The sequence below is a fragment of the Bradyrhizobium elkanii WSM2783 genome (assembly GCF_000472865.1).
Classification (GTDB): domain Bacteria; phylum Pseudomonadota; class Alphaproteobacteria; order Rhizobiales; family Xanthobacteraceae; genus Bradyrhizobium; species Bradyrhizobium elkanii_A.
In genome coordinates, this window is the sequence record NZ_AXAP01000007.1 from 1 (window position 1) to 22,569 (window position 22,569).

Consider the following 22,569-nt stretch of genomic DNA (forward strand, 5'->3'; position numbering starts at 1 on the left):
CATCGGACGCTCGGTGACCTTGAGATGGAACAGCCGGCGGCCTTCATGCAAAGTGGTTTGGACGGTGGTCCGGCAGACGCCGGCAAGCGCGGCTATTTTGTCGATCGGCAAATCGCATACGCCGTGGTGCTTGATCTCGCCTGCGATGATGCAAAGAACAGCCCGCTGTCCTTCGGTATAACAATGCCGAAGCGTATCAGGCAGAGCGCTGGACCCACCGAGCCGCCGCCGTCGATCTCGCGAAGCTTGGCGATTGGGTGACCGCGGCCGTTGCCGCGGAACTAAACGAGAGGCTTTTAGTGGCTTCGGGGAAGCCGCGGGGGGCGCCGCCGGTTTCGTGGCTATCGAGCCCTGTTCATACGCCTGGACGATGGACTCATTCCATGGACGAGCTTTCAGCCGCTCAATGCTCGCGGCAAATTCAGGTGTCATTCGGCCTGCAATATTGACCCCCTAAGCCGGGGGATCGGCGTCCAAAATTGACCCCCTACAGATTGGTCTGTTGCGCTGCCTGCTTTGGAACGAAGCAGGTGGTGGGGGATGCTGATCGTGGAAACGATTGCCCGGATCCGGCGCGAGCACTTCATCAAGGGCAAGACGATCAAGGAGATCGCCCGTGACCTGAAGGTGTCGCGGAACACGGTTCGGAAGGTGCTGAGGTCTGGAGAGACCTCCTTCGAGTAGGAGCGGCAGGTGCAGCCGCGGCCAAAGCTGGGACGATGGGCAGTAGAGCTTGACGGATTGCTGGCGGCGAACGCGGCTAAATCGGCTCGTGAACAGCTGACGNTGATCCGGATCTTCGAAGAGCTGCGCGGCCGCGGCTATGACGGCGGTTACGATGCGGTGCGGCGTTACGCCAGGCGGTGGAGCAAAGAACGCGGGCAATCGACGGCCGCCGCTTATGTCCCGCTGAGCTTTGCCCCAGGCGAAGCCTACCAGTTCGACTGGAGCCACGAGGTGGTCTTGCTGAGCGGCACCACGACGATGGCCGCGCACCGCTCGGGATGGCGATCAGTCGCTACGCGGCCGGTGAGTGAGTTTGTAATCGGGCTCCGGCAGACCAAGCGGCGTATAGAGATAGCTCACCATCAGCGAGGGGACACCACGGCTCGCGATCTCAATTAGCGATCCATGCTCTGCGTTTTCGGTCAAATCTTCCGTGACGTGAGCAAGACCCTTGTTCGTCAGCTGAAAAACAGCGAGCAAAGCATTTTCCGCTTCTTCCCGTGGTCTTGGATAGCGGTTCAGAACTTCGTCAGGAGCGACTTTCTTAAGATTGCCGCTAGAGTTGCTGAAATTTTCGATGCCGACATCGCGACTGCGACGCTTCTTAATATTGCCAAGTCGTCCGTCGCCAATCATGCATAAGCCTAGAAATTCCAACAACGCGCGACAGTGCATCAGGCCAGCCTCGATGGCCGGATTCGTGAATGCGTTTAGGTTTCCCTCAATCACTAACTTCTCGTTGGCGTAGATATTCATGGGCGCAGCGCCCAAGGTCGCTTGAAGCTTCAATGCCCGATTGAGAACTGCGACAGCTTGCATCCGATATGGCAGCAGTTCGTGCAGCAAACGATCATTGTTCATGTCGATTCTGTTGTCAGTCCTATTCATGCCGAGCGCATCTAGGATCACGTGGCGGAAAACACCTTACACGCCTTCTGGCACGCCTGCCGGAGAAGCACTTCGCTTCGCAAGCACCGATTCGCATCAAAACCCTTTCATTCTTCTTCCAGGCATCGCGCGTCTCCATTCGGCCTATTCGCCGGGTCGCCAACCTATACCTTGATCACATTGAGCAATAATCACCCGCGCGCCACTAAAAGCGAAGGTTTTCGAGATGCGGGTCGAGGTTGATGAAATTTGACGCCGCGTCTCGAAGCTCTCGCGCGCAATGTCCCCAGAACACGACTTCGACCTTAAATCCATCCTCAGCGAGTTCGAGCAGCGTCGGCACATAATCCCTGTCACCAGCAACAAGAACGAAAAGATCCTCGTCCTTTTTTCCTTGTTTGTAGGCATCCTTCGTCATCTTGGTTGCGATGGCGGTATCGATCTTCTTTTCTTTGTTAGAGAAATTTCGATCTTCCAGTTGTAGGTCAAATCCTGCCTTTTCTGCATGCTTCCAGATACTGTCATTCGGCGGTGGCCTCGAGCCAAACAAGATCGCACGTTTGATCTTCGAGAGATCGTCGCCGGTGAGGAACGAGTGAAGCTTGCCGAAGCTGATGTTGTATGTCGGGTCTAATATTTTCTGATTCATTGCCTCGATTATGCTCGGGGCCTTACCGGTTTTCACTGCGGCGACCCGCCGGCCTTCGATGAAAAGGTTTGAATTATCAACATAGATGTAGTCAGCCATGATGCCCCCCTGCACGAGATAAGGGCACGCTACAGCCTAAGGGCGACTTGGTCAAAGCATTCGCAAACGACCCAGCTACGTCGGCGGTTGCGGCGGTACAGCCATTATCATCGTTCCCTGCGTGTTTGGATCGCGCCAGAGAATGATTCCGCTCGCGCACAGCACGCGCTCGGCATGGATGTTGAGGTCGTAGAAGTCGCCGCGCGTCCAAGTCTCCTTTTGCCAGAAGTGTTGGAGGTCTTTGGAGAACACCTCAATCCAACTGGTGAGCTGCCGTAAACCCATTGCAGCGCCCACCTCTGTTTCGGGGGCTGGGAATTCCATTTTACCCATGCCGTGACGATGGCCGACGAGCCGGGCGGCGCTGATCAAAATGTCGGACGCCGCTCCCAGCGTAGCTTCAAAGAGCTCGGGAAAGTTCTCGTTAGCTGCGTGCTCTTCCTTCGCTTTCGCGATGTTCGTATAGGCGGTATCAAACGAGCAGATCAGGTATTTGGAGAACTCTTGCTCTACCAGATCATCCGCCCCGAATTCGGCGCTGTCGCGCGCGTAGCGATAGGCGCGCAACGCCTTGCGGACAGCGCAATGCAATACGCCATCATGATCGTTAATCATGACGGGCTCCATGAGAAAACCAGGAAGAGCCTTCTCGATCTGGCTCAGCGTGGAGGCCTGCGCAAGCCCCGCCACGAGAAGATGAAGCGCCACCTCGGCGTCTTGCTGCTCTTCGCCGACGAGAGACAGGCCATAGGCGGCATTTAGAACGATGCGTACCTTGGTGGCGCCTTCGCGCACCACCAAGGCAGTGGCCACTCCTTGCGCGATGTGGTCGGGGATTCCTTCGGGGGTCGTATTGACGTCGAACCCGCGCTCCATCTCGGAGAGCGCGGACTGAAAGCCCGCCGCGAAAGTGATGCCATCCAAGCGGTCGAGATCGAATAGTGGCCGGAGTTGCCCGACGAGGCGCTGCGTCTTTTCGCTGAGCGGCGCGACCTCCTCTTCAGTGCCGAGGCTAATAAAGGACATTTGATAGCTCAGCGGCGGCAGCGGAAGCGGCTCGCCGCCGCCTTCGCTTGACGTCTTGTTCGGAAGCACGTCTTTCAGGACGTTCTGAATGACGGCATCGATTTGACCTGTCCAGCGCGCGCCCATGCTCACGCCCAATTCCGCGAAGATCGGTGCTGGTGAAGCAGTGATGAAAAGTTCCTCGCTACAAGATGCGGCGTCGTGATTGAAGTTGGCGAGATCGGGCGCGGCATGTCCGGGTCGGACGCCCACGAGCAGCTTTTCCGACGTGAGAGGCATAACCACCGCGGAAACCAACTTCGTCTTGGTCATCATGTACGGAACGAATATCCCGCCCGCTTCATCAACGCCAAGTGCCACGCAATCGGGCAGGATCGCGCCCCTCTGGCGGCGCGGCGCGAACGTGCCACTCAAGCTCCTCTAAAGAGGTCTTGCGTGATTCCGCGACCGACCCGTCGCCCAGCGCCTTGATGTGGGCCTCACGCACCATGCCATCGAGGCCGCCAACTAGGGCGGTGAACAGCTCCGCGAAGCCGAGAGTTACGGCGTCAAAGTTGCCGACGAAGTATTCTTTCGCCATCATAAAAATTGCCCTGTCGAGCACGACCTTCGGGATCGGCAACAGGCCGAGCTGCGTTTTGAGATGAGACTCGTTTTCTAGCATGCGCGCGGCATGCTCATTCCACGTCGGGTTTGGCACCGGCTCCGCCAAGCCGAGCATGGTGGCGACAGTGTCTTCGTCGGCGAAGGCTTCGGCTGCCGCCGTCACAAGCCCCTCCATGCCGGTGCCGAAAATGCGACGCAAGTTGGCGCTGCGCGGCGTCAGGTGAGCGATGACTTCCGCAGCGACATCGGCATCCGCTTTGCCATCAATCTGAATGGCGCGCAGCTTTATCAGCAGGCCGCCCAACCTGTTCTCGTATTCCGTGATCATGTCGTCGAGCGTTTTGCTGCCGTCGCTCGACAGGCGCGAGTAAAAGTAGCGCTGCGCCAGCACGTCGCTAATTGATGCGGGGAAGTTGCCGCCGTTCCTGCGATGGACATAAGTCTTTTCGGCTTTCAGGTCGAAAAGAAATCCGCGCTGCAAGGATTGGGGAACATGATGTTGTTTCTTGCCCGACACGATGACACTCGATGTTGAGATTGCAATTTAGCCGATTGCTGTTGACCTGCCCGACACCTACTCGGCGGACTTCTGCTTGGCGATCAAGCGCAGCCTCTCAGATTAACGGTGCAGCGGTTTTCCAAACCACAAACGAGAACAACATGACCTCGGGATTGGGCATTTAACGCTTGCAGTGCACTGCCAAGCGACAGTGGCCCGATTACACGCACGGTGTAGGTCAACCACTAGTTCTTCAAGCGCCCCCGAAATGTAACGATGTCGCTCGGGTCGTCGGTACGATGGATCATGCGATGACAATTCGCGCATAGAACTGCAAAGTCCTTGGCGATGTTGTATTGGACGGCGACGCCCTCTGTCAGTGCGCTGATGGGCGTAAGGTGGTGAGCCTCTATAAAGCCTTGGCCGATGTCCCCATAGCGAGCGGAAAAGTCCAAATTACACGCTTGGCAGACCGTGCCATGATACTTTTTCGCCGCCTTTGCTGCCGTGCCATTTCTTTCAATCTTCTTGTGTAAGACGTACTTTCTCTTTTCAGTTATGGTCGCGTTGTCCGGAAGGTTGAAATCTGAAACCTCCATGTCTGCATCGGTGTCGGCGTCCAGGCCACCCCGAAATGTCAACGCTCGATAGGCGCGGATCAATAATTGAAGATCGTCTCGCAGCACCGGTTCACTCGGCAACTCGGCAAGACTGTAACTGAATCCCAAACAATGACCCGCACTGTAGTCTCCGGGAAGCCGAGCATCAGACCCTGTCTCAATCTTGATTGTTGGGGCTGCCGACACGAATTCCGGCAATCGTTTTCTAACGAAATAAGCGCGGTCGCTTAGAATGTCGCGCGTCCTTGAACCAAATTCCTGTCGGGTGGAAGTCGTGCCTTGGTTCAGCGAAAGAAAAACAATTGGCTCCGTCGCGTGAAATAAGTAAACCACATAGTATCCGCGTGTGGCGCTCGTGGTCACGACAGGGTCAAAAACGGCAATCCACGGAACAGCCGCCCAGTTTCCTTGTCCCGGACTGGCTTGAACAATAAGGCCACTCCCCTGATCGCCGAGACCTTCCGTTGCTGCTTGTTTGCCTTCGCCTCTCATGAAGCGAGCTAGCGGGTGGGCTTCCAATGGGTGTTTCCGGGCCTCAGGAAATTCCGTGATGATACGTTGCAAGGTATCTCGTAAGGGCATTGTAGGCTTTCTTGATCCCAAAACGGGTACTTCCACAATTCGTCGAGTGGACCGAGTTGTATTGTGGTTTTTTCTCAATCTATTGTTGGACGATGAATGTCAAAGGAATTCCGAGCCCCGATTGTGTAACTAGCAACAACATGCTGCCGGCTTGAGGCCATCTCCAGCATTCATTGAGAGGGCGGTGCATTTATGCCGTATAATTGACGACGGTCCGGCAACTTGGTCCGCGCGACAGCGATGAGGAGAGGCCGTCAGTGGCGCGATAGAGCGCCACAAAGGTGAAGCTGTGAAACGGCGGCTTTGCGAATTGGTCAGTTCGTAGCGCGGCATACGCCATCGGCAAGGGCCACTCCGCCAGCGTTCTGGGGCGCGGCGGGGAAGTGGACAGTTCCTTGGCTTTACCAGCAAGCATGATGCGTTGGAGTGGATCAGGGAGAAATCGCAGGCGTAGATTATTGTTCAGAGGTAGAAGATGGACCTTTTTTCGCGGCCCGAACCTTCTGTAGCAACTTGTAGGTCATGTCATGAATTCTGCGCGCGGAGCGCTCGCGTTGTTTTGCCTCCGCCAACATCTGGCGACTTTCCTTAGTCGTAGTCTCTATTCTTTGGGTTTGTTCAGTCAACCGGTCATCGAAATCGTCGCTTACCGATTGAACGTCTGCCTTCATTCTTTCGATCACCGCTTCGTGCTCGGTTTGAGTAACGTAGATTTTTGCGAGCCTTTTGGAGAAATAGACATAGAACAAAAAGTAAAGCGACGTGCCGAAGGATAGGTCGCCAATAATCACGAAAAACCAGCGCGCTTGCTCCTGCGTCATGTTTAAGACGCCTTCCCTAAACGAGAGAAGGCGAGCGACCCAAACGGGTCCGATCACAGTAGCGACGATCTCGGTTGGCGCCGCACCCAAAAAGGTACAGATCGCCGAAAACGCAAAACCTACATAGCTGGCGACCTGAACAGTAATCGCCACCCAACGTCGAATCTTCCGCCGCATGCTACCGCCCCAGCCTACCGCGTCATATCACGTTCTCCTTTTCGTTCGCAGGAGCCAGGCGAGCGTCATCAAGAATTAACCACAGGGGTCAGTTTTCAAACTGACGCCTACTCCAGACCAAAGTACCGCCGCCGGCCATCCCTGATGCCTCAAGGCGGCCGTTAACAGGATGCGGCCCATGTCTCTCGGATGGGCGCTGGGAGGGCCTAGTGGCCACCGCCGCCTTGCCGTGCTGGCACGGAAATAACGAGCCTACACAGGCCTCAGCCGGTCATACCTCGATTTAGTGGCCTGATCGCGGTCCTGAACAGTGCTCATGTGGTCGAGACTGAGGCCAGCATCCGGCTTCGGGCTCATCACTTTGGGTGACCGTAACCGGCTACCAAACCGGCGCGCCTGCATTTAACCCAATGACCTCCGGATTCCCATCGGGGACAAGGATCAAGAAGCAGGTAGGGACGTTACGGACACCCCCACCGTGGGGGAAAATTTCGACGTGAAGCATGCTTTTTTGTTTAAGGGATCGGTCCGGCAGGACTGGAAGCTTTTGCTCCGGCGGCATTGCTCTCTACGACCTTGAGGTCGGAGCGCGCACGAACCAGTACTTGCTGAGTTTGCCGGTTCCTCATGATTACGTAGTCACTCGTGAAGGCTATGAATTGCCAATCCGTTTCCTGATACTCCGCATCGCTGAATTTTACGATACGCCTTGGACTTGTTTCACTTGGGCGGTTGAGCGAGTTGATTTCAAGAATGACGCCCGAAATTGTGTTCACGAAGCTTAAGAAAATCAAACTAACGAGGAGAAATGCTTTGAGCGGATTTTCAAAGTATCGCGCACTCATGCGCCCAACCACGAACGATCCTACGTAAATCATTCCCGCCAATGCGAGCAATGGGTCAACCACTCCTGCCATGTAGTAGTGAAACGCCAAAGCAGGAAGGCTTGATAAGCCGACAATATGCCAAGTGATGCTATCAATTCTGCCGGGCACGGATTTGCGTCGCAAATCCTCTTGGGTCAGCGAATAAGCGTTTGCGCTAGAGAGATAGGTAAAGCCGAATGCGGCTGTTAGCATGGCACTGAACAACACTTGTCCGGTAATATTGAGACTTCGCGAAAGATAGTCCGACACGCCAAAATACTCTTGGAAGGGAAATCCAAAGTACTTTCCTAGAATGAACACGCGTGTATAGCCAAGCACCACAAGCAGTGTGCCGAGCAGGGCTAGCAGTGTCGAAAGGTCGGAAAAAGAAAAATCGATCTTGATGTAGTTACTTTGCGCGAGTTCGGATTGCAGCCGAACAACGTTTGCTCGCAGAAACTTACCCACTGATCGGGGCTTTGTCGTTTCGTTGAGTGGGTCGGGCAAATCCTTAAACCAAACGGTACCCTTCCAGTATTCAGCGCTTGGTCGCTCCTTTGCAAGTTCTTCCAGCGGTCGAATTTCTTGCGCAGCAATAAACGCAACGTAGTTATGTAAATTTACGTACTTTTCGATAGTCGGGTTTAAGTTGTGCTCGGATGCAAATGCGATAGCGCTCGTATCGTCAGGCTTTGGGGAATCGCGCAAGACCCACGTAATGAACCGACTGCGAAGTAGTGTATGCTCAAAGGCGTTGAAATCACCACGCTGTTCACTTGCCGTCCGAGTAAAATGGTTGATCGAATTGAAGATGCCTTCGAAGATTGGCGATGTACTGTCTATGGGCTTTTTTTCGAAAATGAGCGTCCAGCATTCCACAAAACAAGCCGTGACGCAGTGGCGTGATAACTTGTCGTAGTACTTTTGTCGCCTCCAGAGCGCCAAGTCTAGTAAGCGGTAAAATGGCCAAGCAATTGCGGTGCCGAAAAAGGTCAGTAGCGAGCCTAGCTTGTCACTCAAGCGTCCCTGAAGCGATTTTCTTCCAGACATTGGGTGCCACGGCATGGTTTGCTGTCGCGCAGGTTGTGGATCGATCCAGTCTTAGTATCGCTGGCTCGCAACTTGCGACAGGCCCGCCCTAGGTTTTCGTCAAGATTATTTTCGCATGTTCGTTGCGCAAAAGGCCCTTATCGAAATGAACATAGTGTTGTGCGAAGAGTACCCTGCGAATGGGAGCGTTACTTGCTGGCGTGGAAACGGGTTTTTATTTTTAGGCGGATCATAGAGCGTCACGGCGGCGCGGCCTGCGCAGCGCTCTCACGTATCCGAGCCACTTCGCAGTAATTGCGCGGAGCGCCCCGTAGGGGCAATACTCTTGAATGGCGAGGGTGCCGTTTTACACGATGCTTTTTTTGCGACGCTTCTTCGTCTGATGAAATTTCACAGGGTGTGCCTTGCAAAATCATTTTTACCCGCCGATACGACAATGCATCTACTGTGGCGAAACCAAATTGCCCGCGGGCGTGAGTAAATTTGGAGACGAGCACATCATTCCGCTGGCGCTTGGCGGAAACCTTATTTTACCCGAGGCGTCATGCAAAACTTGCGAGAGGATCATAAACCGGGAAATCGAAACTCCCGTCCTGAGCCAAGAATGGGGTTTCCTTCGCGCAAAACGTGAATTTCCAACTCGGAATAAGAAAAAGCGCAAGACGCACGTCATCGTTTATCGGCATGACGGCAGATCAATGAAGGTGCCTGTGGCGGACTATCCCTCGCCGGTTCCTTTATACAAGTTCGGCGAGCCTCGCATCCTTACAGGACTTCCGTTTGGGACCGACCACCTGCGATGGACGATGGAGATCCTTGGAGATCACGACGCCGAAGCGGAAATGCGACGAAGGCACCCTGACTGGAATGGCCATCACAAACTGAGAGCGCAGCCCTATCCGTTTGCTCGCCTTCTTGCAAAAATTGCCTATGGATACGTTGTCGCGGAATGGGGCATTGCTGGTTTCAGCCCGCTTGGACTTGATATAATTCTCGGCCGTTCCGATGACTATTTTTATACTGTCGGTGGAAGTTGGGATATTGCAGAACCAATCCCTGACGGAGATCATATTACTGATATCTTCTTGCAAGTTTTAAGCCCGACGGTTCTGCAAATTCGGGTGAACATAAGATTGTTCTCAAAGACCAGAATGCCTTCCTACACGGTTGTTGTTGGCAACATCGACCTTCAAGACTCGCAGCACTTGATCACGTTCGCAAAGCATTACGCGGACGGCAAAGTTCCCGACATGGCGACCTAAGGTCGAGTTGAGCTACCATAGTTCCGTCACGGATTTGCTTGAAGCTTCAAACGTCTAGGAGGCGGCAAATGGGCAGACCAATTGGCAGCTTGAACCGACAGAAGCCGTTTGCTGACGCGCTGCGGATGGAAATCCGCGCTGCCAATGATCATCGCCACTTGCGCGCCATCGCGCGAAAACTAATCGAGATGGCAGAGGGCGGCGATTTGCAAGCCATCAAAGAGATCGGGGATAGGTTGGACGGTAAGTGCGCGCAGACCATCGAGCGCGGCGACGTTTCGGTGGAAGCGCTGTCCGACGCCGAACTGTTCGCGATCATTCGGGGCGAATCATTCGAACCGCTAAACAAGCCGGTGCTTATTTGCGGGCCTGTTCCGCCAACCAAATAGCAGTGGCTGCGCACCATTTGGGGACTGATTTGGGGGCCATCGCTGATAGCGATGCGGATGTCTCATATAAATCAATATGATAATCCGGTTCTATGGCGGAGAGAGTGTCCGCCATAAAGATTCGTATCTACTTATAAAATAAGAACTCTCTTGTACATGTTCACAGTTACATACACTTTCACCTACACCACTGGTGATCGCATGAGAGCCCTGCGGGGCGCCGCCTCTCCCCTTGTTGTGGGAGAAGGCGTGGCCTGAATAAACCGTATCATTTCCGTCTCTTAGCCTGTCTGGCCAACTCCGGAGTCTGCGAAACGAGTCTGGATTTTGGAGGGGGTTCTTTATCCAAAAGAAATTGTCCGGAAAAAACCAGAGAGAGCCCTTTTTGGCGCCGGGATGGATGATCGCGCTCCATCTGCCTTGGCCCAGACTTCGTTGCCGAGTTTGAAAGCGACGGAACCGCCGGGAGGTCTGCTGTTGAAGGTGCGGCCCGAAAACATCCGGAGTGTCGAATTGCAGCTCGCCGAACTCCGAGGCGCGACCAGCGTGCGCGCATCTGAACACCGAGCCGCAATTCGTGACTCGCGACACGCATTCCGCGCCCATAAGACCAGCGATTTTGAACTGTCGCGGCTGCTGGAGCGGCGCGAGATCAATTGAGGGCAAGCTCAGCCACTTCCGTCGAGCCATGGCCGCGATCGAAGGTCATCGACGTTCTTATACTCGCTTCAGCAACGCGGAGTGATCCCCACCTAACCCGGCCTGTCGTCGGCCCGATTAGATGCTGCAGTCTCCTGCTCGTCGGCCAGACGCTCGAAATAGATTCGATGGGTCGCCATCGCAAGTTCTTCTGGCGACGTGCCGCGAAACCTAGTGTTCAGTTCCGCGTTTACTCGATCATATATGTGATACGGCTCCAGTTCACGCGCCGAGAGCAAGATAGCCCTTCTGCGAAACGGAGCATTCAGCGTGCGCGCAAGAGCGATCTCTTCGGGCGAGAAAGGTGTAAGCCGCGCTAACAAGATATAGGGCTCAAATCTTCTTGGAACAGCATCGGCTACCGCCCTCAGATTATCGATGTCCCTTTGGTTAATGCGGTCGCCTTCGTCTTTGCATTCGCCGATAATTAATGAGGGTGGGTCAGGATACGTTTCGGGATAGATTACAACAAAATCCGTCTCACATTCCGGCAGATTTCGATCGGCCATTGGCCGCAGATTGTACGATGGAGCAAGCAATACCTCGTGCCCAATGTGACGCAGGTTCACGGAAAGCTGTTGTAGTAATAGCACGACAGGTATAGCGCCTTGAGCGTTCTTCTCGATTCCCAGAACTCCACTTCGGCGATACGAAAACTCTGCGTTGACCAATTGACGCGCCGAGTCGTGGGTTGCTCCACACAATTCGCACGTGTTGCTCCGCGTAAGAGTTTCCAGTGGAATCCAGCTTGGTAGATTGCAGCTCGGGCACAGAAGATCAACTCCAATGCGAAAAAGGCCTTTGGCAACGAGATGCTCGAACACCATTATGGGGGTAAGCGGACCGGCGCGGCGCGGCTCGATGTAAAGCCGTTCGTGATCGGAAAAGCGAGCGCCAGTGATTGAATTAGCGCGGCCGATTGTTTGCAATGCCGCTCTTTTTGAGAATGACGCATTAGGACCGTATGTTTTGATCAAACGCCGAACACCCGGGATCTTGAAGGCCCGGCCTCCATTATATCCGCCCATACGGGAAGCGAGCTGCCGCGTGATGAGTCCGCCATTGCTAGGTTCGGCGTTTAGGCCACAGAGCGCGAATGTATGTCTAATCACCTCCGACACACTCAGTGCGCGAAGAGTTACATCGTGATCAGTCGCATTAACGATGACGCCGACGCGATCGGGCTCTAATCGCATCTTATCGTATTCGAGCAGCATGGCGCGGCCCGCCATTTCATTTAACTCGGGGACATAGGGCGGCGTGAAAGTATGCTGCTCATCGCTAACGCCGTACAGCTTGAGGGAAGCCACAAGATGCTGTGTGTAAAACCAAGGTTCGCCGCTGAATGGTTTTTCATTGAGTGTAAACGAAACGGCTATCCGATCCTTACTCTCATCTCTGACGCCCAGCGCTGAGGCTTCGCCCAATACCATCATCGGCGGACGAACGTTCAAACCGTTCCAAAGTTCGGGAGTTACTCGCGAAAACACATGCACATCATCGCCGAGCCTTGCGCGCCCGGGCTCCATTGATGCGTCATCTCGGGCCCAGATTGCCAGATGCCGTAATGGTTCTGGTGTGCCGACACCCCGAGTCTGAAGTTGATACTTGTAGCTCGGGAGAACGCCCGCGAATCTTTCTAAGTGAGCCAGATCAACGAAGACTAGCGGAATGTCGGCCGCACGCAAATTCCAGAACGTCACCAAGTCTTCATTGCTCGATACATCGCCCACGAAAAACCCCGGATTTTCACGACCCGCGCGCACGCTGTAATGTCGATAAAGGCCGTAGCGGTTGATGTAGGAGAGGGTCAGGTGGCTAGAAACTCCGTCAGGAAGGGGCGCGGCGGGTTCTATTCGGACGTCCGATGCCTCGGTAGGTTGCCTAAGAATGGTGGTGTAATCGATTCCTATTTCATCGGCGTTAGGGAACGCGCCAAATTGAAACAACCACGCATCAGCCATCGGGTCGGCGTTGTCCCAAACTATCCGGCGGAATCCATGCTCGCGCGCGCCACTCCAGTCCCGCTGCTTGGTCCAGTAATGCAGCGCGTTTTGAACATCGAGAAGATAAGATCGTGCTTGCCCAAACTGGCGATCAACAAACAGCTGGTCATGGAAAAATGGGTTTATCAGGTGTGGGTATTCGTCGCGGAGGGTCTGCAATTCCGGTGCGTCGCCAAGAGGGACGATGTGATCGGCGCGAAAGAGATCAATTAGTTGTTTGGCATTTTCCCGCTGATCGGCGAATACGATCGGATTGTACCGACCACCCCAAAACGCGTTGGTCAATTTGACAACGCGGCGGATCGCATCGCGATCTTCTGAGTGAACCACCCAAGCAATTCGGATCGGTCGATAGCAAACGTTGACCCTACAGGTTTCCATTCTAGCGCCGATCTGCTGCATACGTCATGCTGCTGCCACTATCTTCCATGTTTCTCAATCATCTCGCGAGAAACGATTTTGGTTGGGTCGCGCTCTCGATACCGTTTCGCAAATTCTGCGTCGCTGAGTTCATCATCACCATAGTCAGAATAGTCGAGATGGGTCCACAGTCCTTGCTGTGACAGCTCCATACCGTACAGAGGGCCGACAAAACCACTCAGCGGTATGATGTAGGTGCGGACAAACGGATGGTCCTCGTAGGTCCTCCTCACGAATTGCGCGCCGGGTGTGTCTTCGATGAACCAAGGTTGGAGACCGAAATATCCAAACTGCTTTGCTATGATCGCGTTCAGCCGCTCAAAGGCCGCAAGAGCATCCTGGCGCAAAGACTGATAAGTCTCTGGACTGAAATGAACCGACCGATTTCGGAGGTCGCCGAGAGCAAGGAAGTCTGCCCCAACGCCATCTGCCAAGGCCTTCCAGTCCGTCAAGACAGAGACCGCGAACGGCCAGTTGTCGAAGGAGTCTTTGCGGTAGACTTTCTTATAGTGCTCGGAGGATTTGAAGCTGTCGCGCAAGTCGAGCACTAGGTGGTTTAGGATACGCTCACCGAGCGCACAGGCCGCAACTAGGGCTGGGTAATACACGCCCGCAACAAAGGCACGCCGCGCTTGCGTGTGCAGCCTATTGTGATAGGCGAGCAGGGACATCGACTTTGCTCCTAGATCCGTCGCGTTCCTGATAACGTCCTCAATGCGGAGCGTGCCGTACTCCAGCTCAAGCCGTTTGATCTGATGCTCGCGATTCTCTAGGTGAACTTGCTTAACTTGCTCGTCCCAATGCTCCTCGGGGCTCTCGAGGCTCAGAGGCGTTGAGTCGAAATCGAACGAATACGGATGGTAGCGGCGGGCTTTGCGGTCGGCGAGATTGGCATGCTCGTTATGCTCGTAGACGCCACGGGCCAAGTCGGCGATTGTCTTTCGCATTCGATTTTCATTTGTTTGGGCGGTACAGTTTTCAACGTATTGGCTTAATCGGCCAAAACGCAAGCTCTAGCTGAAGTTTCGGGCAGAAAGAACAGGGCCTGGGACATCGCCGCGCCCGAGGAGCGGTCCACCAACCTAAGGGAGGCGGATTTATTACCCACCGCATTGAGCCTTGACCAAAGCCCGCATCACGGGTTTGGATCGTCGGCGCTGCTTTGGGGAGTGGGCAAAGCCTCGATGGGGGACAAGAAACGACGAAAGCAGGCGTTTCTGGCGGCGCATCCAATCTGCTGTTTTGCGGCGGCAACACACCGGCTACCACCGAGGACCACGTTCCGGCACGCGGCATCTTCGACGGCAGGCAGTGGCCGGAAGGGTACAGCTTCCCGGCCTGTGAACCCTGCAACGGTATGACGCGGCATGACGAGAAGATCGTCGCGATGCTCGCGCGGCTGCTCTTTTTCGACGACAACGAGAGCGAGCTGCAGAGCTTTGAAAGGCGGCGGGCAATGGACGCCGTTCGTCAGGCCTTTCCCGAGGCCTATCGCGCCATGCGGCTCAAGCCCAACGAGGTCCCGGGCCTTTCTCAAACGAACCGGGCGCAGCCGCGACGGCTATGAAATGCTGGGCGATATCCCGGTCGTGTCGATCGCCCAGCCGGATTTCCTGCGCGCACTGCGGTCGTTCGCCACCAAGCTGTTCTGCGCGCTGCACTACAAGCACACGGGTCGCATTGTCCCAGCCTCCGGCGTCATCGTCACAAGGTTCTTCAGCAACGCGCAGGTGTTCGACGGGATGATCCCGGCAGAGGTCCTTAACTTGGTCGGCAACCCGCCCGATCTGAGGCGCGCCAAAACCAGCCTGAATGATCAGTTCGCCTATGAAAATCAGGTTGCGCCGGAAAAAACCCTCAGCCTATTCGTGTGCGGGTTCCGGCAGTCGTTCGCGATGGTCGGCATGGTCAGCGAGCTTGATGACGAACCGCCGCACCTTGAAGAAAAGCTTGAGTACGGTGCGTTCAGGAGCAAGCCGTTTCGGCACACATGAGCATCAGCGCGCGGGACGAATTTCTCTCAACAGCAAAGACGAATCGATGAAAGGGACGTGAGATGGCGCAACTGACGGCCGAAGAGCTGGCCAAAATCGAAAGACTGAACGGCATCCTGTTTCCTTACGCCGACCGCAGACGGAAGGAGATGATTGCCCGGAAAGGCCGTTTCGTTCACTACACGTCCGCCGAGAACGCGCTCAATATCATCCGCCACCGATGCCTTTGGATGCGAAACACTGTTTGCATGTCGGATTACCGCGAGGTGCACCATGGCTTGGATGCGCTGCGCCGATTTTTCGGCCAGGACGCAAATCGAGCTGCATTCACGGACGCCCTGAACGGGTGTTTTCAAGGCGTTGCTGAGGAGGCGATCACCCAGTTCGATCAGTCACTGCAGGCTAATCATCTTGGGACTTACATCGCGTCGATATCCGAACACGACGACCGCGAGGACGCACACGGACGGCTGTCGATGTGGCGCGCTTTCGGCAACTCGACGGCCCGCGTTGCCATGGTGATCAAGCTGGATTTGGCGCTCGGGAAAAATGCAAGGCTTGGCGCCGAGTTGAGTCCGGTGGCGTACTTCACGGAGCAGGACTTCGCGGACGAGGTAAACACGGTGATTGCCAACATCCGCAACAATCGAGAGTTTCTGCAGAGCATCGGCCGGCCGTGGCTGCTGGCAACAGTCCGGGTCATGCTGATCAGCGCGATGGTCGGTTTGAAGCATGAGGGATTTCACGAAGAAAGGGAATGGCGCATCATTCATGCCCCATGGCGTCATACCGGCGCGCGCATACAGTCATCGATTGAAACAGTGGCAGGTGTGCCGCAGCGGATTTTCAAGATACCGTTGCAAAACGATGCGGAGGCTGGGCTGACTGGCTTAGACCCGAACGAGTTGCTCGACCGAATTATCATCGGACCTACCCAGTATCCGTTCGCAATGTACGAGGCGTTCGTATCGGTGCTGAGCGACGCTGGGGTTGTGGATGCGGCCAAGCGGATCGTTACCTCGCAGATACCGGTCCGGACCTGAAGGCGCGCCAACGCCCCGGCGCGATCATTGGTGGTCGACGCCGGGGCGCACTCCCTCTCAACCGAACCGGGGCTGGAGACTACTGATCAGCGAGAGGTCGCACGATCAGAAAAGCACAACTGCAGCGCGGATGTGAGTGCACTTTGTGCCGCGACGACAAGGATTTTTCGCAGCCAGCTAATGTTTGACAGGTGGGGTCTCGTCTAGGACTCCGCTCACGTCAGGCTCATCAATCCCGTCGCTACGGTTGCATTCGCATGGCATGCCGGCGCCGCACTGACACCCCCAAACGTCCTCTGACCAGGGACGGTCAGGGTGATTTTCGCACACCCAGCCCAGCCCGTGACACACGAGGCAATTCGGTTTCGTCACACGTCAGTCCTTCGCCACAAAAAAGCAGCCCAGCCGTCGTCACATCGACCGGAGCTGCCAAGTTTGTCGTCGCACGCACGTTGTGAGCCAACGATGCGTGCAACAATAGAACCTCGCCAGCATAGGCCCGTTCCTAAAAGCTGCGGCATCGCTTTCACCGGTATTGATTCTCTTTAGGAACAATCGGGGGCTGCCCTGGCGTCCATCACCGCGTCGTGCGCCGTGGCGGGCCAACGAGCGCAGGCACTGGAAGCCGCCCACAGGGCAATGCCTCTTGACCTAAAAACCGTTGAAAAGCCACTGAACTAGGTGGGCGGCTCGTTGAAGGGCATGTGGCGGCGCTGTACCGAGAAATGACCCTCAGCTCGCCTCGACGGATACACGCCGTCAGGAAACACCCTTCGGACGAGCGAATGAAACAGTTTCTCGATAATTTTGGAGCCATACTTGGCGCGGCCACACTGGTCCTTCTCCTGTTCTCAGTCACCCATGAGTTTGGATACTTCCTCGTCATAGGAGCGAGCTTTCAAACGTTCGCCTCGACTTCGGACTATTTTGCGAACGCCACCCAGTGGATACCCTCCACTGCCATTATCATGTACGTGTGGCTGGACTGGCGCGCAATTCTTGGCAAGCGGGTCTTCGCTCCACCCATAAGCAAGCATTGGCGCACATGGGTCATCCCAGGCTTTTTTGCGGCCGGTCTGGTTACGACGTTCTTCTTTTCAAGTGAACTCGTATCAATCGCAGTGTTTTTTCCCCTTCTCTACGTTTGGCTCGTCTACGGCGCCCGACTGCTGCCCTTCGAGGATCGAACCGAACCTGTGTTTCAGCAGGCGCGCGCGGCGCTAAGTGTGATCCCGGTTGTCGCCATGGCGGCGTTTTTTATCGGAATTGAGCGGGGCAAATCTGCATTACGCCAGACAACTGGGCCGTACGCGATTTCCATGAAGAACGGGGAACAACGCAACCGGGTGCTGCTACGAAATTTTGAAAGAGGAATGCTAGTCAGGAACGTCGCCGACCAACGCATCGAGTTCATCCGGTGGGACCAGATTGACGAGGTCAGTCGGTTCGCCGCCGCGAAACCGGCAGACGTATCAACAGCGTGTTCATGGCTACGGTTGAATTGCCCGCCAGTACCACCGTCACCTTAATCCAACCGAACATCCGCGAACCAAGTGCGAGCCTTAGAGCAGCGAAAGCTGAATGTCGACGCGCTGGCCGTGCCGCTCCAGAAAATCCTCCAGCGTCGGCGGGACTTCGCCGCGTTCCGCGCAGCGCTGGCGCAGCTCGGTGGCGATCTCCTCTGAGGCATCCTGCGACCAGCCTTCGCTGGTGTTGAAGCTGACGATCCGGATCGGGTTGCTGTATTGCCCCTCCATCAGGTGGCGCAGCAAAGTATCGCGGTCGGTGTGCTCCTCGTCGGTCTCAACCCAAGCGCAGCCTAGACGACTGCCGAAGCTGTCGAGGACCAGATAGATATCCCGGTCGGAACCGGGTGCAATCGACGGCGAGGAACGCATAACTAACCTCACGATGACGGGCACCGGGGTATTCCAGCCTGTCGGCGACTGGCCGTCAATCAACTGGATTCGCAATTCGCCCATCTCTTCATATATACGCCTCTATGCGTTGGCGTCCGGAATTCGCCCTGCCGGTCAAGGCCACGGAAGTCCCCTCCGGCCCCGACTGGTTCCATGAGGTCAAGTATGACGGCTATCGGATCATGGTCATCCGCGAGTCCGACCGTGTGCGCCTGATCACCAAGAGCGGTGTCGACTGCACCAAGCATTTCCCATGGATCGCCGACGCCGCGCGGTCGAACCGGCGCAAGCAATTCGTCATCGACGGTGAGGCCGTGCTGCTCGGGGTCGACGGCGTCAGCGATTTCGACGGGCTGCATTCCGACAAGCACAATGATGGGGTCCAGCTCTACGCCTTCGACATCCTGGCTGCAGACGGCGAGGACCTGCGCAAGCTGCCGCTGTCAATGCGCAAGGCCAATCTGGAGCGGGTGCTCGCCCGGCGACCGGAAGGGATTTTCGCGGCTCCGTTCGAGCGCGGCGCGATCGGCCCCGACCTGTTCCGCGCCGCCTGCAACATGAATCTTGAAGGGCTGGTGTCCAAACACGCCGAGCGCTGGTATGGCGCCCGGCGCTGCAAGCACTGGGTCAAGGTCAAGAACCCGAAGCATCCGGCCTATAGCCGCGTGCAGGATCAGCTCTAGACGGGCCGCCGCAATTCGGTCCGCACGAACTCCAAGAGTTGCTTGATGCACTGCTCGGAGTTCTGGCCCCAGAGCGAAAACGCTTCATGCGCACGATGCAATTCAGATGGCAAAGCCTCGCCCGGCTTCAGTGTCCATCGCTGATCGGCGTAGCGTTCCTTGAACAGCTCGTAGTTGCTGCGGCCGAGCTGCATATTGTGCAGAGCCAGCGCTAAATCTGCCGGAAATAGATCGACGTTCTCCCACGCCTCTTCAATCGCGGGCTGACTGCGGACGATAAGCGTGTCCGCAGCAATGTCCCTCTGAAACGTGGCGTGGTTGAGCGGACGTATGCGAAAAGCAAGATTGTCGATATCGTGCTTTTGAGCACCAGCCCCAAAGCGCAGCCGCAAACAGACTGCCAACGCCTTGCGGCGCCGCTCTTCGGCGAGGACCTCCCTGTCGTGGTCGAGCTTGGCCATTGCCGCGTGATACGCAAGCGACGCCGCGGCTAAAGCAACGAACGCCGCCATCAGCGGCTGCCAATCCCGAACTGAAAATCCCTTTGGGTCGGTCGCCATTGCGGTGACCAGGATCGCAGCAAAGATCAAAAGACAGATGGCGAATAGATCGAAGCGTTGTTTCATGCGCGCCCCCCTGGCTGTGCGCGACGCATAAATGTCTTGGCAAACTCAAAGGCGCAAGACAATAAGAATTCGCGCGCTGGTTGGCGCCTGCGCAGGATTTCTTCCCGCTCGGACAAGAGGCTCGCGCGAATGGCGGGGTAGGCCTGAGCCGGAGGAAGTGCGGCTAGCGATGCCCCACGGCAGATTGCGATTGAGTCAGTTTGGGCAAACGAAAGGGGCGCCGTAGCTGATCTTTCTGCGGTCAGTTTGACCGGAGCCTGCCGCCTCGCGATGGTTAGGCAAACCGCGCAACCGATGCTAGAACGGGCTTCGGCAAGGGGGGCACGTTCATGACAGAGGGGCTGCAGGGGTCCGTTACGATTGAAGTTGACGGCGCGTGGGATATTCAGGATTTGCTCGCTCTCGCCGAAAGCATGTCGGAGAGCTACGGCCTTTTCTATCCACTGGTCGCGACCGAGGAAGAGACGCGCAACCGGCTGCAGGACCTCCTGCGCAAGCAGTTCTGGTCCGGTGATATCGAGACCCGACATTTCGGCCGTTACATCTACCGCTCGATCCCGCGCGAGGAGTCGCTCAGGATCAAATCTTTCCACTATTCCTCGCCGGGCTCGATCGAACTCATGGGGTATCTCGGCGCGCTGCTGTTGCTGTCGCGAGTGGCGCGGTCATGGATCGCCGCCGGGACCGACTTCCTTGCGTTCTGGGAGAAAATCGAAAAATTCTTTGATAAGCGCAAAAGGCTGCGCAGACCGCCCCGTCGGGTCGAGCTGGACGATGACTTCGTGGTCGATGCCGACGAGGCGCGCAGGCTTGTGTTCGACGTCGGGGCTGCGCTCGGGTTTGATCCAATCTCTTGCGAAAAGCTGATCGAGATCATCGGCAATCCGATTTCAGCGCTGAAGTTTGTCGTCGCAGCCGGTAACGAAGGCCGCAAGCTGGCGACCCTTCAAGAGAACGGATTATTGACCTTGCCCGAACCGGGGAGCGGAACCATTGCGCTGCAGGGAAGCGGCGATCCGCGCGGCAGGACTGGCATGGTTGCTGTCGCCCGCAAACGCCGTCGCAGTCCTGCAAAGAAAAGGACGGACTGACAGCGGAAGGCCCGCCTTTTGCGGGAGGGCCTCTATCAATAGTCGCGTTCGATCTCCCGCACGTAGCGGATCACGTTCTCGCTGAACCCGTCGATATGGGTCCAGCGGCCATAGCCCACGCCGTTTCCGGTTCGACGCGACGTTGATCATGTAGGCCCGCTTCGCCTCCGGCGGCGGCACATGGTCGTGGCTCTGCTCGTCCGTGATCACGACGAGGCGGTCGATGCTCAACCCGTTCATGTAGGCCACCGCGCGGCCGAGATAGGTGCCCTGATGGTCCTGGCTGGTTCTGATCGCATCGATGCCTGCCATGCCACGGCGCGCCGGGACCTCGATCACGTGGTTCGAGAACGAGAACAGCCGCACGTCATCGCCGGCGAAGATCGCCGCCAGCGACGCGGCTGCGTCCAGGCGCGTGAGGTCCGACTTCGCCGACAGCTTCTCGTCCATCGACCCGGACACGTCGACAAGGATCGCCGTCCGGCCAGCGAATGCGGGCAGCTCGCCGATCGCGGCGAGCAGCGCCCGGTCGATCGCCGGTTCGAACGTCGGCACCACGCGCGCCGCCGCGACATAGCGGAACGGCAATACGCGCGCCGCGCCCTTGCGCAGCAGGATTTTCTCGCAGATCAGGTCGCGGTCGACACCGGCCTCCGCCACGTTGCGCAGGTTACGCAGCAAAGCGAGATAGCCGAGCTTGTCCTCGCGCAGCAGCCGCTCGAACGTCGCCTTCTTGTCGCTACCTGCCGACAGCGCGACCTCCCACGTATTCGGAGACGGCAGCGCGCCGTCCTTGGCCGCCTTGAACAGCGCCGCCTGCGTCGCGTCGACCGGCTTCGGCCGCGCGATGCGGAAGACGTCGCGCAGCTTGACCTTGCCCGCGCGGCCGTACTTCGCGAACCGGTAGGCGTCGAAGTGGCGGAGCGCCAGATCGAGCCCGCGCATCACCTGCGCGGCGAACTGGCGGCCACGGCCGGGCTTCGCCGTGCGCCGATCGCCGCCGCCGGTATAGATCGCCAGAAATTCCGCCATCTCGTCGGCACGCGAGATCACGCGCTCGATGGTCTTCGAGACCAGCGCATCGGACCGACCGGCGGCGGTGCGCGACAGCACCTCGAGGAGCAGCAGCGGCACATGGCGCAGGTGCATGAGGTTGCGCGCCTCGACCGCGAGCGCGGCGACGGTCTCCGGGTTCACGCTCTCCGCCAGCGTCCTGATGCGATCGGAAATCTCGACGCCGTCCTCATAGAACTCCCGTTCGAACAGGAGGCAGGACAGCACCGAGCGCCGCAGCGCCTGCTGGGCATTGATGGGGTGGGCGATTGCGCCCTCGTGGGTGCGAAGCGCGTTCTGTGCGCGGACATTGGTTCGCATCGGTCGCTCCTCTATTTGCCGGGCCGACCAGTGAGACAGAGCGAAAGGCGATACCGGTCCTTTTTCCCTGCTCTACCAAGTGAGCTACCGACCCTTGCGGGCGGGTTGGAATCGAACCAACGACCGGGGCTCTTCAAGCGAAGTATCCGATGTCTACGGCGTCTGTCTCAGGGGTGCCAGCAAGTGGCGCGCTCGGCATCTTGGTGCTTTCATCCAAAGCGAAGTAACCGAGAGCTACGGCGTGGCGGCGTGCCATAGGCTCCGGCATTGTGGCGGGTCAAGGGCCGGATGCAAACTTTTCGGACTTGACGACAAGATCGGCGTCGTGACGATCGTCTTCCTCGATCTCGCGCAGCCTAGCGATCGATGCTTGAAAGTCCTCAATGTCCTCGAGCACGCGGGTCAGGCGGCTGATCCGTGCGCGAAGGCGGGCTTCTTCGGCCGTCGTCATTGT

21 protein-coding genes and 1 pseudogene are annotated in these 22,569 nt (G+C 56.8%); 9 read left to right on the forward strand and 13 right to left on the reverse strand.

Going from position 1 to position 22,569, the window contains the following annotated elements; all coding sequences use genetic code 11:
* Positions 1 to 540 precede the first annotated feature (540 nt).
* A pseudogene (locus YY7_RS51075) lies at positions 541 to 984 on the forward strand (IS21 family transposase); the annotation flags it as partial.
* 27 nt (positions 985 to 1,011) lie between these two features.
* Here the strand turns inward: YY7_RS51075 and YY7_RS60140 are convergent.
* The 7 genes from YY7_RS60140 to YY7_RS0108715 form a co-directional block, all read right to left on the reverse strand.
* Positions 1,012 to 1,587, reverse strand: a complete 576-nt coding sequence (locus tag YY7_RS60140) for a hypothetical protein (protein WP_155255089.1) — start codon at positions 1,585 to 1,587, stop codon at positions 1,012 to 1,014.
* A gap of 232 nt (positions 1,588 to 1,819) precedes the next feature.
* Positions 1,820 to 2,362: an NYN domain-containing protein gene (locus tag YY7_RS0108690; protein WP_028162903.1), complete on the reverse strand. Its 543-nt coding sequence runs from the start codon at positions 2,360 to 2,362 to the stop codon at positions 1,820 to 1,822.
* Between the two features lie 75 nt (positions 2,363 to 2,437).
* A complete protein-coding gene (locus YY7_RS0108695; protein WP_155255090.1) occupies positions 2,438 to 3,703 on the reverse strand; it encodes a hypothetical protein in 1,266 nt (421 codons plus the stop codon).
* A gap of 28 nt (positions 3,704 to 3,731) precedes the next feature.
* Complete coding sequence (locus YY7_RS0108700) at positions 3,732 to 4,511, reverse strand: hypothetical protein (protein WP_028162905.1); 780 nt, start codon at positions 4,509 to 4,511, stop codon at positions 3,732 to 3,734.
* A 227-nt stretch (positions 4,512 to 4,738) separates the two neighbouring features.
* Entirely contained in the window at positions 4,739 to 5,677 is a 939-nt protein-coding gene (locus YY7_RS56415) for an MrcB family domain-containing protein (protein WP_196237237.1), read from the reverse strand.
* Positions 5,678 to 6,150: 473 nt separating this feature from the next.
* The gene (locus tag YY7_RS0108710) at positions 6,151 to 6,693 is read right to left on the reverse strand and encodes a hypothetical protein (protein ID WP_028162906.1); all 543 of its coding nucleotides are present in this window, start codon (positions 6,691 to 6,693) and stop codon (positions 6,151 to 6,153) included.
* A 515-nt stretch (positions 6,694 to 7,208) separates the two neighbouring features.
* On the reverse strand, positions 7,209 to 8,609 hold the full coding sequence (locus tag YY7_RS0108715) for a hypothetical protein (RefSeq protein ID WP_155255091.1): 1,401 nt from the start codon (positions 8,607 to 8,609) through the stop codon (positions 7,209 to 7,211).
* A 404-nt stretch (positions 8,610 to 9,013) separates the two neighbouring features.
* On the opposite strand from YY7_RS0108715, the gene YY7_RS0108720 reads away from it, so the two are divergent.
* The 3 genes from YY7_RS0108720 to YY7_RS0108730 all read left to right on the forward strand — a co-directional run bounded on the left by YY7_RS0108720 (position 9,014) and on the right by YY7_RS0108730 (position 10,920).
* Positions 9,014 to 9,871: an HNH endonuclease gene (locus YY7_RS0108720; RefSeq protein ID WP_080663629.1), complete on the forward strand. Its 858-nt coding sequence runs from the start codon at positions 9,014 to 9,016 to the stop codon at positions 9,869 to 9,871.
* Positions 9,872 to 9,960: 89 nt separating this feature from the next.
* The gene (locus YY7_RS0108725; RefSeq protein WP_155255092.1) at positions 9,961 to 10,260 is read left to right on the forward strand and encodes a hypothetical protein; all 300 of its coding nucleotides are present in this window, start codon (positions 9,961 to 9,963) and stop codon (positions 10,258 to 10,260) included.
* Between the two features lie 327 nt (positions 10,261 to 10,587).
* The gene (locus YY7_RS0108730; protein WP_155255093.1) at positions 10,588 to 10,920 is read left to right on the forward strand and encodes a hypothetical protein; all 333 of its coding nucleotides are present in this window, start codon (positions 10,588 to 10,590) and stop codon (positions 10,918 to 10,920) included.
* Between the two features lie 92 nt (positions 10,921 to 11,012).
* On the opposite strand, the gene YY7_RS0108735 is transcribed toward YY7_RS0108730, so the two are convergent.
* Together YY7_RS0108735 and YY7_RS51085 are read right to left on the reverse strand one after the other, a co-directional pair.
* Positions 11,013 to 13,367, reverse strand: a complete 2,355-nt coding sequence (locus tag YY7_RS0108735; protein ID WP_155255094.1) for a hypothetical protein — start codon at positions 13,365 to 13,367, stop codon at positions 11,013 to 11,015.
* Positions 13,368 to 13,384: 17 nt separating this feature from the next.
* The gene (locus YY7_RS51085; protein WP_051396604.1) at positions 13,385 to 14,332 is read right to left on the reverse strand and encodes a hypothetical protein; all 948 of its coding nucleotides are present in this window, start codon (positions 14,330 to 14,332) and stop codon (positions 13,385 to 13,387) included.
* Positions 14,333 to 14,772: 440 nt separating this feature from the next.
* Here YY7_RS51085 and YY7_RS0108755 point away from each other — a divergent pair, with 440 nt between their 5' ends.
* From YY7_RS0108755 to YY7_RS0108770, 4 genes are all read left to right on the forward strand, one after another.
* A complete protein-coding gene (locus tag YY7_RS0108755) occupies positions 14,773 to 14,952 on the forward strand; it encodes a hypothetical protein (RefSeq protein ID WP_155255095.1) in 180 nt (59 codons plus the stop codon).
* Position 14,953: 1 nt separating this feature from the next.
* A complete protein-coding gene (locus YY7_RS0108760; RefSeq protein WP_028162913.1) occupies positions 14,954 to 15,379 on the forward strand; it encodes a hypothetical protein in 426 nt (141 codons plus the stop codon).
* A 62-nt stretch (positions 15,380 to 15,441) separates the two neighbouring features.
* Positions 15,442 to 16,422, forward strand: a complete 981-nt coding sequence (locus YY7_RS0108765; protein ID WP_028162914.1) for a DUF2971 domain-containing protein — start codon at positions 15,442 to 15,444, stop codon at positions 16,420 to 16,422.
* Positions 16,423 to 17,207: 785 nt separating this feature from the next.
* A complete protein-coding gene (locus YY7_RS0108770) occupies positions 17,208 to 17,951 on the forward strand; it encodes a hypothetical protein (protein ID WP_155255096.1) in 744 nt (247 codons plus the stop codon).
* Positions 17,952 to 17,984: 33 nt separating this feature from the next.
* Here the strand turns inward: YY7_RS0108770 and YY7_RS0108775 are convergent, their stop codons facing one another.
* Positions 17,985 to 18,404 (reverse strand): hypothetical protein, encoded by a 420-nt coding sequence (locus YY7_RS0108775; protein ID WP_349642652.1) that lies wholly within the window; start codon positions 18,402 to 18,404, stop codon positions 17,985 to 17,987.
* Between the two features lie 20 nt (positions 18,405 to 18,424).
* Between YY7_RS0108775 and YY7_RS0108780 the strand changes: the two genes are divergently transcribed.
* Positions 18,425 to 19,024, forward strand: coding sequence for an RNA ligase family protein (locus tag YY7_RS0108780; RefSeq protein WP_028162917.1), 600 nt, complete (start codon positions 18,425 to 18,427; stop codon positions 19,022 to 19,024).
* On the opposite strand, the gene YY7_RS0108785 is transcribed toward YY7_RS0108780, so the two are convergent.
* The 3 genes from YY7_RS0108785 to YY7_RS60150 all read right to left on the reverse strand — a co-directional run bounded on the left by YY7_RS0108785 (position 19,021) and on the right by YY7_RS60150 (position 22,566).
* Positions 19,021 to 19,650 (reverse strand): hypothetical protein, encoded by a 630-nt coding sequence (locus YY7_RS0108785; RefSeq protein WP_028162918.1) that lies wholly within the window; start codon positions 19,648 to 19,650, stop codon positions 19,021 to 19,023. The two genes, YY7_RS0108780 and YY7_RS0108785, sit on opposite strands and share 4 nt — an antisense overlap.
* 959 nt (positions 19,651 to 20,609) lie before the next feature.
* Positions 20,610 to 22,115, reverse strand: coding sequence for a TROVE domain-containing protein (locus tag YY7_RS51090; protein ID WP_245287226.1), 1,506 nt, complete (start codon positions 22,113 to 22,115; stop codon positions 20,610 to 20,612).
* Between the two features lie 277 nt (positions 22,116 to 22,392).
* On the reverse strand, positions 22,393 to 22,566 hold the full coding sequence (locus YY7_RS60150; protein WP_155255098.1) for a hypothetical protein: 174 nt from the start codon (positions 22,564 to 22,566) through the stop codon (positions 22,393 to 22,395).
* Positions 22,567 to 22,569 lie beyond the last annotated feature (3 nt).

What these genes read in the sequence shown, in the direction of transcription:
- YY7_RS0108760 (WP_028162913.1), top strand. Translation starts at nt 14,954, where the DNA reads ATGCTGGGCGATATCCCGGTCGTGTCGATCGCCCAGCCGGATTTCCTG.
- YY7_RS51085 (WP_051396604.1), bottom strand. Translation starts at nt 14,332, where the DNA reads ATGCGAAAGACAATCGCCGACTTGGCCCGTGGCGTCTACGAGCATAAC.
- YY7_RS0108710 (WP_028162906.1), bottom strand. Translation starts at nt 6,693, where the DNA reads ATGCGGCGGAAGATTCGACGTTGGGTGGCGATTACTGTTCAGGTCGCC.
- YY7_RS51090 (WP_245287226.1), bottom strand. Translation starts at nt 22,115, where the DNA reads ATGCGAACCAATGTCCGCGCACAGAACGCGCTTCGCACCCACGAGGGC.
- YY7_RS0108690 (WP_028162903.1), bottom strand. Translation starts at nt 2,362, where the DNA reads ATGGCTGACTACATCTATGTTGATAATTCAAACCTTTTCATCGAAGGC.
- YY7_RS60150 (WP_155255098.1), bottom strand. Translation starts at nt 22,566, where the DNA reads ATGACGACGGCCGAAGAAGCCCGCCTTCGCGCACGGATCAGCCGCCTG.
- YY7_RS0108775 (WP_349642652.1), bottom strand. Translation starts at nt 18,404, where the DNA reads ATGGGCGAATTGCGAATCCAGTTGATTGACGGCCAGTCGCCGACAGGC.
- YY7_RS0108695 (WP_155255090.1), bottom strand. Translation starts at nt 3,703, where the DNA reads ATGATGACCAAGACGAAGTTGGTTTCCGCGGTGGTTATGCCTCTCACG.
- YY7_RS0108755 (WP_155255095.1), top strand. Translation starts at nt 14,773, where the DNA reads ATGCTCGCGCGGCTGCTCTTTTTCGACGACAACGAGAGCGAGCTGCAG.
- YY7_RS0108780 (WP_028162917.1), top strand. Translation starts at nt 18,425, where the DNA reads ATGCGTTGGCGTCCGGAATTCGCCCTGCCGGTCAAGGCCACGGAAGTC.
- YY7_RS0108735 (WP_155255094.1), bottom strand. Translation starts at nt 13,367, where the DNA reads ATGCAGCAGATCGGCGCTAGAATGGAAACCTGTAGGGTCAACGTTTGC.
- YY7_RS0108770 (WP_155255096.1), top strand. Translation starts at nt 17,208, where the DNA reads ATGAAACAGTTTCTCGATAATTTTGGAGCCATACTTGGCGCGGCCACA.
- YY7_RS60140 (WP_155255089.1), bottom strand. Translation starts at nt 1,587, where the DNA reads ATGAACAATGATCGTTTGCTGCACGAACTGCTGCCATATCGGATGCAA.
- YY7_RS0108715 (WP_155255091.1), bottom strand. Translation starts at nt 8,609, where the DNA reads ATGTCTGGAAGAAAATCGCTTCAGGGACGCTTGAGTGACAAGCTAGGC.
- YY7_RS0108765 (WP_028162914.1), top strand. Translation starts at nt 15,442, where the DNA reads ATGGCGCAACTGACGGCCGAAGAGCTGGCCAAAATCGAAAGACTGAAC.
- YY7_RS0108785 (WP_028162918.1), bottom strand. Translation starts at nt 19,650, where the DNA reads ATGAAACAACGCTTCGATCTATTCGCCATCTGTCTTTTGATCTTTGCT.